This is a genomic window from Vibrio sp. YT-19(2023), assembly GCF_033337395.1.
Genome location: NZ_JAWOQN010000004.1, coordinates 170,142 through 182,908, shown reverse-complemented (window position 1 = coordinate 182,908; position 12,767 = coordinate 170,142). Strand labels below are relative to the sequence as shown.

The 12,767-nt window shown below is 41.3% G+C and carries 10 protein-coding genes and 1 pseudogene; 8 read left to right on the top strand and 3 right to left on the bottom strand.

The window, feature by feature from the left end:
• Positions 1 to 11: 11 nt before the first annotated feature.
• Positions 12 to 1,208 (bottom strand): methyltransferase, encoded by a 1,197-nt coding sequence (locus tag R7E78_RS04985; protein WP_213866923.1) that lies wholly within the window; start codon positions 1,206 to 1,208, stop codon positions 12 to 14.
• A 53-nt stretch (positions 1,209 to 1,261) separates the two neighbouring features.
• Positions 1,262 to 2,236: an HTH-type transcriptional regulator CysB gene (gene cysB / locus R7E78_RS04980; RefSeq protein WP_318057718.1), complete on the bottom strand. Its 975-nt coding sequence runs from the start codon at positions 2,234 to 2,236 to the stop codon at positions 1,262 to 1,264.
• Between the two features lie 313 nt (positions 2,237 to 2,549).
• Here cysB and R7E78_RS04975 point away from each other — a divergent pair, with 313 nt between their 5' ends.
• From R7E78_RS04975 to R7E78_RS04965, 3 genes and pseudogenes are all read left to right on the top strand, one after another.
• Positions 2,550 to 3,314, top strand: a complete 765-nt coding sequence (locus tag R7E78_RS04975) for a hypothetical protein (protein WP_005378247.1) — start codon at positions 2,550 to 2,552, stop codon at positions 3,312 to 3,314.
• Between the two features lie 97 nt (positions 3,315 to 3,411).
• Positions 3,412 to 3,555, top strand: a pseudogene (gene miaE, locus R7E78_RS04970) (tRNA isopentenyl-2-thiomethyl-A-37 hydroxylase MiaE); the annotation flags it as partial.
• Positions 3,556 to 3,613: 58 nt separating this feature from the next.
• Positions 3,614 to 5,200, top strand: coding sequence for a recombinase family protein (locus R7E78_RS04965; protein WP_318057717.1), 1,587 nt, complete (start codon positions 3,614 to 3,616; stop codon positions 5,198 to 5,200).
• Positions 5,201 to 5,228: 28 nt separating this feature from the next.
• On the opposite strand, the gene R7E78_RS04960 is transcribed toward R7E78_RS04965, so the two are convergent.
• Positions 5,229 to 5,633, bottom strand: a complete 405-nt coding sequence (locus tag R7E78_RS04960; protein ID WP_318057716.1) for a hypothetical protein — start codon at positions 5,631 to 5,633, stop codon at positions 5,229 to 5,231.
• A 367-nt stretch (positions 5,634 to 6,000) separates the two neighbouring features.
• Between R7E78_RS04960 and mobC the strand changes: the two genes are divergently transcribed.
• The 5 genes from mobC (at position 6,001) to R7E78_RS04935 (ending at position 12,766) form a co-directional block, all read left to right on the top strand.
• The gene (gene mobC, locus R7E78_RS04955) at positions 6,001 to 6,360 is read left to right on the top strand and encodes a plasmid mobilization relaxosome protein MobC (protein WP_318057715.1); all 360 of its coding nucleotides are present in this window, start codon (positions 6,001 to 6,003) and stop codon (positions 6,358 to 6,360) included.
• Positions 6,360 to 8,201, top strand: coding sequence for a relaxase/mobilization nuclease domain-containing protein (locus tag R7E78_RS04950; RefSeq protein WP_318057714.1), 1,842 nt, complete (start codon positions 6,360 to 6,362; stop codon positions 8,199 to 8,201). The genes mobC and R7E78_RS04950 overlap by 1 nt, the downstream gene beginning before the upstream one ends.
• Positions 8,202 to 8,332: 131 nt before the next feature.
• On the top strand, positions 8,333 to 10,372 hold the full coding sequence (locus R7E78_RS04945) for a class I SAM-dependent DNA methyltransferase (RefSeq protein ID WP_318057713.1): 2,040 nt from the start codon (positions 8,333 to 8,335) through the stop codon (positions 10,370 to 10,372).
• Positions 10,372 to 11,769 carry a restriction endonuclease subunit S gene (locus R7E78_RS04940; protein WP_318057712.1) on the top strand — a complete coding sequence of 466 codons (1,398 nt, stop codon included), beginning with the start codon at positions 10,372 to 10,374 and terminating at the stop codon, positions 11,767 to 11,769. Before R7E78_RS04945 ends, R7E78_RS04940 begins: the two co-directional genes overlap by 1 nt.
• Complete coding sequence (locus tag R7E78_RS04935) at positions 11,762 to 12,766, top strand: hypothetical protein (protein ID WP_318057711.1); 1,005 nt, start codon at positions 11,762 to 11,764, stop codon at positions 12,764 to 12,766. The genes R7E78_RS04940 and R7E78_RS04935 overlap by 8 nt, the downstream gene beginning before the upstream one ends.
• Position 12,767: the final 1 nt, after the last annotated feature.

Here is a 12,767-nt window from a genome sequence, read left to right as displayed (position 1 = left end):
ATAAAGAATAACTAAATCTTATATGCACAAATTAAAATATTTCTAGGCGTGACCGATTTAGGGCAAAACTCTGACAATCTAACACGGTAACCACGTTCTTCAAGATAAAGCACTTTGTCTAATGCGAGCCAGATCTCCAACGGACGTTGAAAAACAAGTTGCACTAAGCTCATTCTCTCCATTTGCCAGAAGCGTTGTTCGCTTAACTTTTCAAAATGAGAGAAATCGATTTCTTGAGGAAGAACAATGCCTTTTTGCTCCGCTGCCCAGCGACATAAGGCTTCAAAACCATCACTTAATTGCGACTTACGGATACTCGGCACAGGCTGATACTCTGCCATTCCCAAAGCTTGTCGCGTGATCAAATCAAACCCAAGACGAAACATCATTTCCTGCTGACGATGACGACGCACGCGCTCTCCTCCCGTCACCGTTTGTTGTAATGGGATACGCAGTTCTTGCTTAGACAATGAGAGAGAAGAAGCCCTGCCCGATTCCGACATCGGCTGGTATTGTTCCGACTGAATCAAGTGGTAACAACAAGGTGATATGGTCATCGCAGCAATCCCATTTTCACTGCCGTACTGCATTAGACGAACGTGAAGGTCACCGCATGCATGCAGTGCTACTGCGTGTTGCGTTGGCTTAAACACGGCTTTCGCTTTGCTATCAAACGCGTCGCCTTGAATAAACGTCATCTTCCAATGATGTTCATTGGCTGCTTGTTGCCCCGAATCGCACAGTGCTTGTTGGTATTCAAAGCTGGTTACAGGCTGATCGGTTTGCGTGGTCAGGATTCGCCCCAAGTAACCTTTACCTGAGCACCATTCTAGCCATTCTTCGCCACAGTGTTGTTGAATTGCAGCTTCACCCATCGAGCTAATTTGCTCCAACTTACGTCCCGGAATACCGTTATCTAAACCACGAGCGAGTTCCAAGCCGTTCAACGACAAAAGCTCTAAGTGAGTCAGTTCTGCGAGTTGTTCAAGCTCAGCCAAAAACGGACTAAGTGCTTTTAACGCGAGTTCTGGTGCTGCTTTGTATTCTTCGATTTGAGAGGGAGTAAGAGACGCTAGCCATTGGCACAGTCGAGGATGTTGCTCCTGCCAAGGTAATGATGTGTGAATGCTGCTTTTAAAAGGCTCGAATCGCCACAAAGATTGGTTTTCGATTAAGCAGTCATTAATAAATTGAAATTGCGTTTTCATAGCTCCCCCTACAACGAGCGCATTGTAGAGGGAATCGAAACATCAATGAAGTGTTATCTGACCGGAAGATCGATGTCTTTAAACATCTCTTCGATTTCTGCATTAGACTTCAACGAAATCGCCTGCTCAACCACTGGACGCGTCAAGTGCGGTGCAAAACGCTCCATAAAATCGAACATGTAAGAGCGTAAGAATGTACCACGGCGGAAGCCGATGCTCGTGGTGCTCGCGCCAAACAAATGGCTCGCATCTATTGCAATCAAGTCACCGTCCTGCTCTTCATCCACAGCCATGCTTGCAATCACACCCACACCAATACCCATACGAACGTAAGTTTTAATGACGTCTGCATCAGTTGCAGTGAACACCACTCGCGGGGTTAAACCTTCGCGGTTGAATGCTGTATCCAGCTCTGAACGGCCAGTAAAACCGAACACGTAAGTGACTAATGCGTAAGCGGCAAGATCACTGATCGTTACTTTGTCTTTCTTCGCTAGTGGGTGGTCTTTAGGCACAACTATTGAACGATTCCAGTGATAACAAGGCAACATGATGGCATCTTGATATAAGTGAAGCGCTTCTGTCGCAATCGCAAAATTCGCTGTGCCTTTAGCTATCGCCTCAGACATTTGTGACGGTGTACCTTGGTGCATGTGTAACGACACTTTTGGATAACGAGAAGTAAAACCTTTGATGACATCTGGCAGTGCATAACGAGCCTGCGTATGTGTCGTGGTGATATTCAGCGTCCCCATTTCTGGATGGGTGTGCTCTCCAGCCACCGCTTTGATACTTTCTACACGAGCGAGAATTTCTTGAGAGATACGTACAATTTCTTCTCCAGCTGGCGTCACTTGCGTTAAGTGCTTACCGCTACGTTCAAAAATCTGAATGCCTAACTCGTCTTCCAGCAACCGAACCTGTTTACTGATACCTGGCTGAGAGGTATATAAGCTTTCCGCCGTTGCAGATACATTCAGATTATGGTTTACAACCTCAACAATATACTTCAGCTGCTGCAGTTTCATCGTAATCCCTTACTTATTCATGAGAGAGTTTATTGGCCACTCAAGCGAGCGATATAATAATTAGTTATAACGCGTTCAAATCGAAATGAACAGCAATTTCTAACTTATACCTCAATCACATACTAATAATCTTCAAGCAAGAAACAATATGCACAAAGTTGAGCCAATAAATGACCGAAGTTCTATGATGTGACTTCTATCAGTAACTAAAACGTGGGAGAGACAAAATAATCAAACAAATAAGGTGCCGAGTAAGATAAGATTCATGTATTCTTTAACGCTAGCCGCAGAAAAGTAAAGCAGACGCAAAGATATGAATATTGGTTTAATAATCGCTTTGGTAGCCATCCTACTGGTGTTAATCCTAGGCTATAACATTATGTTGCAATATAAGGTTAAAGTTGAAACCGCAAAAAGGCAGGAATCAGCGCGATATGTAGCCTTGATAGATGGTACTGAAGAGTTGATTGGTCATGCGCACCATATCCCTTTTAGTAAAGAGCTGTTGCTGTGTCTAAACAATCGTATTCTTGACGCGCTAGAGAGCATGCATGAGCTGGACCCGAAGAACAAGCAACTTGCTCAACGTATCGAAAATATGAAGCAGCAGATTACGCAGCTAAAAGAGAATGGCCCTACTGGCGAGAGTACCACTTTCAAGATGCCGAGTAGTGATAAACAAGCTATCGTCATGCTTAAGCTGGTTAAACGACTTCGCGACACTATCCGTAACGAGCACAACAAAGGCCGATTGGATACCCAGACTTACGTCACCGAAAATGCGCGCTTGGAAACGATGCAAATTCGCATCAACATTGAAAATGTCATCAAAAGAGCAAACGACTCTATCGCTCGTGGCCAACCAGGCACCGCGCTTCAACTGCTGCGTAAAGGTATCGATGCTTTGAGCACTAAGAGCGATCCTTATTCTATTCAAGCGAAACAAAAGCTTGAAGAGATGTTGGGTGACTTAGATAAAAAGCGCCAAGATAAAAGCGATGCCGAAATGCAGCAGATTGCTGACAAAGAGCGTGACAATGACATGGAAGCACTCTTCGGCGAGAAGAAAAAGTGGTAACATTCACTTCAGGTCAAGAAAGGCTGCAATTGCAGCCTTTTTTCTATCCGCAAGACAACGGATATGCCCAATAAAAATGTGAAGTACTAAAACTAAAATGATGAATCTAGACGCCTATCAAGATCTTCTTGCTCCCATTAACCAATTTCTGCAATGCAGTACACCTGATGAATGGGTAGAGGAAGCAAAGAAACCAGAGAACCTTCAAACCATTTTGTTAGACCACCTACTGTGCGAGCTGTAGGCATAGGTGTGCAGATTGGTTATACTTAGGTTAATTTCTAAGCAGGGGCTAGACTATGACTGAAATTAAAAAAAGATATGCTGTTACTTATCAGAGATTTAGCAGCGATAGGCAAGTAGGTAATAGCTCTATTGATAGACAAACCAATTCACAAAAAGATTGGTTGAAGGCAAACCCTGATGTAGTTGTCATAGATAGTTTTGTTGACCAAGCAATGTCGGCGTGGAGTGGCAAACACATAGAAAAAGGCTCTTTAGGTAAGCTGTTGCAAGCTGCCGAAGAAGGCATAATCCAACCTGGCACATTAGTGTTAGTTGAACATTTTTCACGATTAACTCGTCAAAACTTCAAACAAGCACGTAATCTTATGGATCGCTTATGGGAAGCTGGTATTACTGTAGTTACTGTCCGAGACAAAGCGGAGTACCCTCCCGAAGCTGCGAACGATATGAATAAGCAGGTTCGACTTCTTGTAGAGATTCAACAAGCATTTTCAGAATCGCAGTGGCGATCTGAAAAAGTAAAAGCTAGCTATAGTCGCCGAGAAAAACAGGCTCGTGAGCAAGGTATTGTTCCCCGTATCAGAAAACCCTTTTGGATTAATGATGACGGAACCCTTAATCATTTACACCAAGCCATCAAAGATATGTTCCATTGGTATAGAAACGGGATGGGCCAACAAAGAATTGTTGTCGCTCTTCGAGAAAAATACCCAGACACCGCAATCCAAAAAATTAACCCATCTACAGTTATGCGCTGGATTCAGGCTGATATAACTAGAGGATTTTGGCGAGGAAATCGTGTCTATGAAGCAGCGATTGACGATGCTATTTTCTATGAAGTCCAATCAATTCATAAAAATAGGCTATATGAGAATGTAAAACCTGACCGTAAGTGGCCTCTATCTGGTTTAATGAAATGTGGTGTTTGTGGCCGAGGTATGTCCATTCAAAAATCAAAAAACAGTGCCCCTGTGGTTCGTTGTAGCTCAAAGCAAAGAGATCGCTCGTGCAACCGAAAGACCACATTTCCCTACTTCATCATTCATATCTATATGAGTACTGTAGTAAAAAAATATGCACTAAGAAAGTACTCTACTCATACTTCCAACAAAGAACTACAACAACAACTTCACAAAATCGAAAGCGACCTCATTAAAAGTCGAGAGTATCTAATCGAACTAAAAGAGTTCTTAGAACAACAACGCCAAGCTGGTAAAAGGATGTTTGCTACCCTATCTATGATAGAAGATGAATATGAAAAAATTGAAGAACTAGAAGAAAAAGAAAATGAAATTAAAGCGTCTTTAGAAACCTTATCTAAAGGTTCGATATCTCGTGAGGCTAGAGAGTTGGTGTTATCACCAGAAAACTACAACTTAGAAATGCACAAACTTGGCTTTAGAATTGTTGTTGATGAACATAGTTTAAGTACAGAAGGGTTTGATGAAAAAGTCCCTACCCTTGAGTATCTAGGCTACTCCCGCAAGACAAAGAACTACGAATACCGTACTCAAGGCACACCGTGGAAAGAGGAGTGGCCAGCTTCAGCGGCTACCGAGGAATTGTTAATGATGAAGGGCTTGAAAGAAAAGGTTCAAACCGAACCATTTATGAAAAAAATATGGGAAAGCGACAACTAGCCTCCCACATTGTACCGATACAACTACATTACAGGCGCTTTTTCTTAATCGTTTGAGAACCGCTTTGCTTCACCTTCAAGGCCAATGAGTTTTCAAGCTCGTTGGCTTTTTTGGGGTTGTATTTTCGAAGCTCGGCAATCGCTGCTTTAGCAATGTCATAAGTGCTTAAAAGATGGGTTTGATGCGTGTCGATGATTGCGACCAGTTCATCTAAGGCTTCTTGTCTTCCCTCAATTCTATCCGTCAGTTTTTGGGACAGCTCTGCGCCAGCCTTGAGCAAATCATCACGAATAACAATATCTTTTCGCAGTTTGTTATTCATCATCTCTTTCAACTGACCTTTTACAAAGTCAGACTCAGCCAATTTTTGTGTTTTCTGTAGTTCGTTTTTCGCTGTCAATTCCAGCCTCTTTTCGTGATCTTTTTTGCTCATTATTTTTCTCCTAGCCATACCTTTGAAATACCACAAAAATCAGGTTTGGCAAGGGCTTACCAGCTCTGGGACCACTGGGGACCCAGGTCTCCCAATTTGACATCGCCTAAAAATATGCTCTGTTGAGTATAAGAGTTTAAGACAATTAAAGAAGAGGCAAGTTGAGGCTTGGGTTCCCCAAACCACTTGTTTTAAAACAGAAAAAACGTTTTAAAAAGGAGTGCTGATCACTATCTAAAATCACCTGAAAAATCTCATTTCATTCGATATTTTGCAGCTAATTTAAGTCAGCGATCTTCGATAAAAAGCCTACCCAGCGTTCTATCAACCGTCTTAACACTCATTGTATTTGTTCAAGGAGGAAGTTATGACACAAAGGAGCAGCAATACAAAAATAGTCATTCGATGTAATGAAGAGGAAAAATCAGCCCTGAAATTGGCTAAATCCCAACTAAAAGCTAGAACTTGGCTTGAGATGTTTCAAAAACTATTACACCGTAAGAAAATCGAACCGCCTAAAACCATCATTCAAGACAGTGCTTACCTACTGGAAATCCTGACGGAGTTAAAACGCTGCGGTAACAACCTCAATCAAGTGACGAAACTCGCTAACAGCAGCAAAACCATCACTCCCCAAGAAACCGCTCAACTCAAAAAACTGGCAATGCAGATCTCTTCACTGAAAAACAAAGTGTTTAAATCCTTTATCGTGGAAGGAGGTAAATAATGGCAATTGCGAAACTTTTACACGAAGGGGGAACGGTTAAGCAACTTAAAAACATTATTCGATACAACACTGTAGCCAAGGAGTACCTTAACTCGCCTGACAACCCTCGATTGCTTCAAGCCTTATCTAACCTTGGCATTATCGACATATCAGATCCAGCGGCTTATCAAGGTTTTATGGATGGGTTTATTGAAGAGGTAAAGCTCAACAAAAGCCAATCGACAAACAAACGTCAAACCAAGCTTTACGCTCACGAAGTGATCTCCTTTGAAGATGAAGATAACGCCCGATTTTCTCAAGATAAGCTGGCACAAATCAGCGTGGAGCTATTATCAAGCCTTTACGATATGCAAAACACCCCATACCTTATCTATCCGCAAGTCGATAGTGGCCGTTTGCACTTCCATTTTGTCAGGGGAATGCACAACAGCAGTGGCGAGTATCAGCGTGTCAAAAACTCAAAGAGAAAAATGCGTGTAGCGTGCGAAAAGATTGAACGTAAATACAACCTAACACTGACGGGTAACAATATCTCTGATGAGATACGTCCAGCTAACAATCCAATGTCTAAGGTAATGAAAAACCGTCAATTAGAAGCGGATTATAAACACCAGAAAAACCTCAGCGCAGCGAAAGAGCAAGACACACCACTCACCAAGATCAAACGTAAATCGTATGATCTGCTAATGGAAGAGCCTTATCAAAATGAAGCTGAAATGGCGGAGCACACCTCTTATAAACAAGTTCAGCAAAGCCTAGCGGAAAAGACACAGGTAAACCAAAAGCTCGAAGCCGTGAAAAAGCGCATTTTTAATCTCTACAAGTCAGCTAACGATGAAGCTGATTTTATTGAGCAGTTAGATGAACAAGAAATCACCGTAGAGATACTCAAACACGCCAAATTAGGCAAGAAAAAGGGAATAGTGTTCCATCACAAAGGGGAAACGATTTCTGGTGGTAAGATCTCTAGCTCTATGACGCTAGGCAAGATCAAAAAGCGTTTTCCTAACTTCATTCACACATTAGAAAAACCACCATCGTTACGAGCGACATTCAAGCAGCAGCGTAAAATGCTGGATTTTCAGATCGAGAACATTAACCGCTATTACAAACAGCAAAGGAACAACATTAATGGCGACATTCTGATTTATTTCGGCAAAAAGAACATCGTTGCCCGTCCTTACAACTACAACATCGTACTATCTAGCGACAGAAGCAAAATCAGGTTTGGTTCATCAACCAACAGCTATGATCTAGCCCTGTCAATCAACGTTGCACTAGAAAATGGCTGGCAAGCGGCAACACTAACCAATTCAAGTCCCGATTTTTTGAAGCGTATGATGGAAGCGGCGTATGACAAAGATCCTGAACTATTGTTTTTTATTCAATCAGATACCCCCCATCAGCTCAGTTATGCGGATCTGAAAGAGATAAAATCACCACTCAGCATAGATGAGCTAAAAACGGCTTTATCCAAACAGATCATAAGCAAAACTGATGTGGCTGCGGTTCAAAAAGATCTCACTTATCTACTCAGAAGAGATAAGCACAACCTAGCTCGTCAAGGCTACGCTAACGCCCTAGATGCTGGGTTTACTTGTGCTGAACTGGAGAAGAAAAAGCCGAAGGAATTGAGACAATTTTACTCAGCTAATACCTTTGATAACCCTCGTAAAAACGACTCTTCAAAAGAAAAAGAGACTGTGTTACAAAGCCAGAATCAAGAACGTGAAGCGTGTTTAGATGCGATAAAGTCAGATACCGATGTTTTGTCGAATGAAAGTGATCAAACAACTCTACAAGATGATTTACAACACCGTAATTACCACAAACCTCAATGACCTTGGTGTGGGTGAGTCAACTTCAGATAAAGCAGTACGGTAAATCACAAAAATAGCGGGGATACAACGGCCTAACCACTAAGTTAGTGATATAATCAGCGCAATTTTTCATATTCAATGTGCTGATTATAATGACTAACAACAATTTCTCTTCAACAGCAGCGTTTTTATGGTCGGTGGCTGACCTTCTACGTGGTGATTTCAAGCAATCTCAATACGGACGTATCATTCTCCCTTTCACTCTACTAAGACGCTTAGAGTGTGTGCTTGAAGCGACAAAACCAGATGTTCTCGCAAAATACGAAGCAGTAAAGGCAATGCCAATTGAGGCACAAGATAAGCTACTGACGCACGCAGCGCAGTTAAGCTTTTACAACACTTCAAAAATGGATTTAAACCGCCTTGGTGAAACAGGCGTGGCGAGCAACTTAGAGAGCTACATTCAATCGTTTAGTCCTAATGCTCGTGAGATTTTTGAGCACTTCGATTTCTTCAACACCATCGACAAACTAGAAGAAGCGGATCTGCTTTACAAAGTAGCGAAACGCTTTGCAACAACAGATCTTCACCCTAACACCATTAGCAACTACGGAATGGGCTTGGTGTTTGAAGAACTGATCAGACGTTTCGCTGAAAGCTCTAATGAAACGGCTGGTGAGCACTTCACACCAAGAGACATTGTTGAACTAACAACATCACTACTATTCGCCAATGAAGAAGAGTTAACCAGTTCTGGCTTGGTTCGTTCTATTTACGATCCTACGGCTGGTACGGGTGGTTTCTTATCGTCAGGTATGGAATACGTTCATAACCTTAACGACAAAGCCTCTCTTTCTGCTTTTGGTCAGGAACTAAACCCAGAGTCATACGCAATCTGTAAAGCGGATATGCTGATTAAAGGGCAAAAGGTAGATAACATCAAACTGGGTAATACCTTATCTAATGACCAACTTCGCACCGAGAAGTTTGACTATATGCTGTCAAACCCTCCATTTGGTGTGGATTGGAAGAAGATCCAAAAGTTCATCAATGATGAGCACAACGAGAAAGGCTTTGAAGGTCGTTTTGGTGCTGGTTTACCACGAGTGTCTGACGGTTCACTACTGTTCTTGATGCACCTAGTAAGCAAAATGCGCCCTGTCAGTGAAGGCGGATCACGTATCGGTATTATCTTGAATGGTTCGCCACTTTTTACAGGTGGTGCTGGTAGCGGTGAAAGCGAAATTAGACGGTATATTCTTGAAAATGATCTGCTTGAAGCAATTGTGGCTCTGCCTACTGATATGTTCTACAACACAGGTATTGCGACTTATGTTTGGGTTCTATCATCTCACAAGCCTGCTAACCGCAAAGGTAAGGTTCAACTTATCAATGCTTCAAAAGAACGAGCTAAAACAGGCGGTCGTGGTCGCAGTGGCGGTACTGAGGTAGAAGGTAATGATGAACACGTATTCTATGCAGCAATGCGTAAATCGTTAGGTAGTAAGCGTAAAGAACTCACACCTGAAGCGATTGATACCATTGTTCAAACTTACGGTCAGTTTGCCGAAAACGAGTTTAGTAAAATCTTTGACTATAAAGCGTTTGGCTACCGCAGAATTACCGTTGAACGCCCTCTGAAATTGGCTATTTACCCGAAAGATGAGCACCGCCTTGAAGCACTACAAGCGGATAAAGCGTGGGGTAAAATAGGCGAGCCAGTTCAAGAAGCGGTTTTAGAAGCTCTAGCTTCATTCAATGAAGAGAAACTGTTATCTCGTGATGCTTTCCTAAAAGCCTTTGTTACCAAAATGAACGGCATCAAGCTAACCGCAGCGCAACAGAAATTGATTGTGAAGCACTTAGGTGAACACGATGATGAAGCTGAAGTATGTAAAGTAAAAGGCAAGGTTGAAGCTAACCCAGATCTGCGTGATAACGAGAATGTGCCATTAACTGAAACCGTTGACGAATACTTTGCTCGTGAAGTTCTACCTCACGTTCCAGATGCGTGGATTGATATGAAAAAGATCGATGATATTGATGGTGAAGTGGGTGTTGTGGGTTATGAAATCCCATTTAACCGCCACTTTTATGTGTATGAACCACCAAGAGCATTAGAGGCGATTGATGCTGATTTGGATGCAGTATCGGCTGAGATTATGCAACTTCTTCAAGAGGTGCATTCATAATGACTGGGCGTTATAAGGCATATCCTGAATATAAAGAGTCTGGCGTAGAGTGGCTAGGTAAAGTCCCTCAAAATTGGTCTATCCACTCATTAAAGCGCACTATTGATAGAGTAACAAATGGTATCTGGGGTAGTGAACCAGATAGCGAAAATGATCTTATTGTTTTGAGAGTTGCCGATTTCAACCGAAACCAATTAAACATCAGTGATGATAAATTAACATTTAGGGCAATCGAACCTAAAGATAGAGCTTCTCGCTTACTGAAAAAGGGAGATTTGCTTATTGAAAAAAGTGGTGGTGGTGATAAAACTTTAGTTGGTTGCGTTGTACTATTTGATAAGGATTACCCAGCAGTAACCTCTAATTTTGTTGCGAAAATGACTCCTAAAAAAGGTTTTGATAGCTCTTTTTTACGATATGCATTTTCACAGCTCTATACTGGCAAGGTCAACTTCCCATCAATAAAGCAAACAACAGGGATACAAAACCTAGATTCAGACGCTTACTTGCAAGAAAGTTTCGTTTTTCCCTCATATGAAGAACAACAAAAAATCGCCAACTTCCTCGATCACGAAACCGCCAAAATCGACACCTTAATCTCCAAGCAAGAAAAGCTGATTGAGCTGTTAAAAGAAAAACGCCAAGCGGTGATCTCTCACGCTGTGACCAAAGGGCTTAACCCAGATACACCAATGAAAGATTCTGGTGTGGAATGGTTGGGTGAAGTGCCTGAGCATTGGGGGAAGGTTGCTTTTAAACAATTTATCAAAACAAGGAAAGGTGTTGCTTTTAGTACATCTGACTTCTGTGATAGCGGCATTAGAGTTGTAAAAGCTAGTGATATTAAACAGTTATCACTAAGGAAGTCAGACGTTTTTCTTCCAGAAACTTTTACTAAAAAATACCCCAAGGCATATTTGAAGCAAGGTAATATCATACTCAGCACTGTAGGTAGTACGCCCGATGTTAAGAATAGTGCTGTTGGTCAAATTGCAATGGTTCCAAAAGAGCTAGATGGAACCCTACTTAATCAAAACACGGTTGTTTTTGACCCAACTGTGGAAGCGATTGACAGAAACTATCTGTTTTTGCTGTTACAAACTAGAGCTTACCGAGATCATTTGGATTTACACGCCCACGGAACGGCAAACCAAGCAAGCTTAAATGTTGCTGATATGCTTGATTTCAAATGCTTTATACCGTCAATTGATGAGCAACACCAAATTGCTGAATATTTGAAACAGCTCTTGAGAACAGTCTCAGATCTTGAAACCAAAGCTATTAGTGCTATTGAGTTAATGAAAGAACGTAAAACAGCCCTTATCTCAGCGGCAGTGACAGGAAAGATTGATGTAAGAAGTTTCAATTTCAAAGAACAAGGACTTCAAAATGGATAAGAAAAATGAACGCACTATATTGTTCTTGGATTTGCACCTTCAAACTAAGACAACTACACCCAAAATTAATGGATTGACTAACCGCTTTACGATTGATGAACTTTTAAACAAAATTGAGGCTATCCGTGAAGCAAACAATGTCAATTTTTTACGGGGCTCTGATAACAATAAAAAAGAGCTTTATCTAGCAGATATTGAGCAAGACAAAGCCAAAAAATGTTGGACACTTTTAGTTAATATTACAGATACATCTTTAGCAGATGAGGTTCATAGGGAAATCGGTGGTGATGAAGCGACTAGGAAAATAAATGCCAAGAAGAATGGTGTAGGAACTGATTTTTCTTCTCATATCATTATTAAATCAGTTCCTTCAGGGGATGGTAGCTGGGTTGTTTTGTATGAGCAATCAACGGCACTTCCTGTAAAACTAGTCGCTAGTTACTTAAATGAGCTTTTTAGAAGAATTGCCAAGGCTAACAAAGGTGACTTTGAAATAGACCATCCTAAAAATGCTCTAGATAGCAAAGGGAAGATCAAAAAGATTAATACCTACTGTCATTGCCACTTTAATGGTCATATCTCCAAGCAATTTGAAGATGACCTTAACGGCGGTAGCTTGAAAACGATAACTCTTATTACAGGAAAGATTGATAGTGTGGTTGGCTATGATGCTCAAAAACACACTAGTGTAAAAGAAGTGCAACTGCCTATTAAAATTGATAAAAATGAAATCTTGAAAGCTGGTGGTAATTACAAGCTCATAGATCGATTTAGAAATAATGATGCTAAAGAAATGAATATGGAATCAATTAAGGTGTCATTTAAAGATGATGGAGATGTATCCCATACGGCCGAAATAGACATACATACAGGTCAATTAATCGACTCTGAAAAATATGTAAAAAAAGTCAAAATCACTGATTTTAATGACATATTGACGACCTCAGTGAACCTCATTCATAAACCAATCACAGCGAAAATGCTTGAGCATCTTTAGT

What these genes read in the sequence shown, in the direction of transcription:
- R7E78_RS04985 (WP_213866923.1), bottom strand. Translation starts at nt 1,208, where the DNA reads ATGAAAACGCAATTTCAATTTATTAATGACTGCTTAATCGAAAACCAA.
- cysB (WP_318057718.1), bottom strand. Translation starts at nt 2,236, where the DNA reads ATGAAACTGCAGCAGCTGAAGTATATTGTTGAGGTTGTAAACCATAAT.
- R7E78_RS04975 (WP_005378247.1), top strand. Translation starts at nt 2,550, where the DNA reads ATGAATATTGGTTTAATAATCGCTTTGGTAGCCATCCTACTGGTGTTA.
- R7E78_RS04965 (WP_318057717.1), top strand. Translation starts at nt 3,614, where the DNA reads ATGACTGAAATTAAAAAAAGATATGCTGTTACTTATCAGAGATTTAGC.
- R7E78_RS04960 (WP_318057716.1), bottom strand. Translation starts at nt 5,633, where the DNA reads ATGAGCAAAAAAGATCACGAAAAGAGGCTGGAATTGACAGCGAAAAAC.
- mobC (WP_318057715.1), top strand. Translation starts at nt 6,001, where the DNA reads ATGACACAAAGGAGCAGCAATACAAAAATAGTCATTCGATGTAATGAA.
- R7E78_RS04950 (WP_318057714.1), top strand. Translation starts at nt 6,360, where the DNA reads ATGGCAATTGCGAAACTTTTACACGAAGGGGGAACGGTTAAGCAACTT.
- R7E78_RS04945 (WP_318057713.1), top strand. Translation starts at nt 8,333, where the DNA reads ATGACTAACAACAATTTCTCTTCAACAGCAGCGTTTTTATGGTCGGTG.
- R7E78_RS04940 (WP_318057712.1), top strand. Translation starts at nt 10,372, where the DNA reads ATGACTGGGCGTTATAAGGCATATCCTGAATATAAAGAGTCTGGCGTA.
- R7E78_RS04935 (WP_318057711.1), top strand. Translation starts at nt 11,762, where the DNA reads ATGGATAAGAAAAATGAACGCACTATATTGTTCTTGGATTTGCACCTT.